The sequence below is a fragment of the Streptomyces malaysiense genome (assembly GCF_000980885.2).
In the GTDB taxonomy this organism is placed as follows: domain Bacteria; phylum Actinomycetota; class Actinomycetes; order Streptomycetales; family Streptomycetaceae; genus Streptomyces; species Streptomyces malaysiense.
In genome coordinates this window covers 1-1,308 of the sequence record NZ_LBDA02000215.1, presented here as the reverse complement: position 1 = coordinate 1,308, position 1,308 = coordinate 1, and the positions used below count along the sequence as shown (strand labels likewise).

The 1,308-nt window shown below is 69.3% G+C and carries 2 protein-coding genes; both read right to left on the bottom strand.

The window, feature by feature from the left end; all coding sequences use genetic code 11:
* The coding region (locus VT52_RS35010) for a WXG100-like domain-containing protein (RefSeq protein ID WP_240510051.1) at positions 1–907 on the bottom strand (907 nt) is incomplete at its 3' end.
* Positions 897–1,262, bottom strand: coding sequence for a hypothetical protein (locus VT52_RS35005; protein WP_046428681.1), 366 nt, complete (start codon positions 1,260–1,262; stop codon positions 897–899). The genes VT52_RS35005 and VT52_RS35010, both read right to left, overlap by 11 nt.
* Positions 1,263–1,308: the final 46 nt, after the last annotated feature.

The window sequence follows — 1,308 nt, the reverse complement described above, 5'->3', positions numbered from 1 at the left end:
AGGAGGAGAGGTGGGTGCGGGTCAACCGAAGCGGCAGACTGCCCGGCAGGGTCAGGTCCGTCTGCGTCATCAGCATCGCGCCGGTCGCCACGTCGATCGGCTCGCCCACGCACGGCGTGTCCTCGGCGGTGCGGGCCGCCGGGCCCAGATCGACCAGGTCGGGACGGAGTGACGGCGGGCGCAGCAGCAGCGGGGTGGTGTCGGCGAGGCCGCCTTCCATGCTGGCCTTCAGCACGTCGCCGCCCGCTCCGAGGGCGCCGCCGAAGATCATGCCGGTCTTGGCCGCTTGGTTGACCTGGTCCAGGCTGAAGCCGTGCTGCAGACCTGTGACCATCTGCAGCGGCTGGGCCACGGCAGCGTCGACGGTGACCGACTCGACCCCGCCGAACGCGACGCCGGCGAAGGCACCGCCGATGATGTCGGCCACCACCGCGGAGACCCCGACGCCGACCGTTGCGCCGAACTCGATGACGGCGTCCGCCGCCGCTGCCGCCGCTCCCGAGGCGATGCCCGCCGTCATGATGGCCAGCGCCACGCCACCCGCGATGACGGCCGCGTCGATGGCGATCCGCGTCCAGAGCTTGTTGATCGCGTCGTCGATGGCGTCGGCGAACTTGTCCAGCGCGCCGGCCATGTCCCGCGAGGACTTCGCCAGGTCGCTCAGCCAGCCGCCGTCCTTGCCCCGGGCGTAGCGGCCCCAGAACTTGTGGAACGCCTCGATCGACTCGCCCGTGTTGTTGTGGATGATCCCGGACGCGCTGCGGTGCACCGGGGAACGGACGTCGTCCACCGAGTCGGCGAACGCACGCCACGCCTTCGCCGCGTCCCGCAGCTTGCCGGAGTCGGCCTCCGGCCACCACAGGCCCATGTCGAGGAGGATGTGACGGGCCTTGGACTCAACGCTCACCGGCACCGTCACTCGGCTTGGGGGTCTTCACTTCGGTGAACATGCCCGCGATGAGTTCGTCGTTGTCCACGTGGCCGTCCGACATGTCCACCATGGCCTCGTGAATGCTCGTCAGCCCCAGCACCAGGATGCCCGCCGCGCTCTCGACCGACTTCTGGTGCGGCTTGTAGACACCACCGAACTGATTGCCCTGCTTGTCATGCCCCCAGGGCTCACCGAGACCGTCCAGCGTCTTGATGAGAGTGGTCAGGGCCTTGCCCAGATCGATGGCGCCCTGCTGGAAGGACGGTGCCGCCGCCTTGATGTCGGCGGTCTTGATGTCCAGCACCTTGCCGGGGACCTTGCCGTCACCCATCGCCGCCGTCTCCCCCCGGTTCGCAACCGCGGTTTCCAACCGTAGA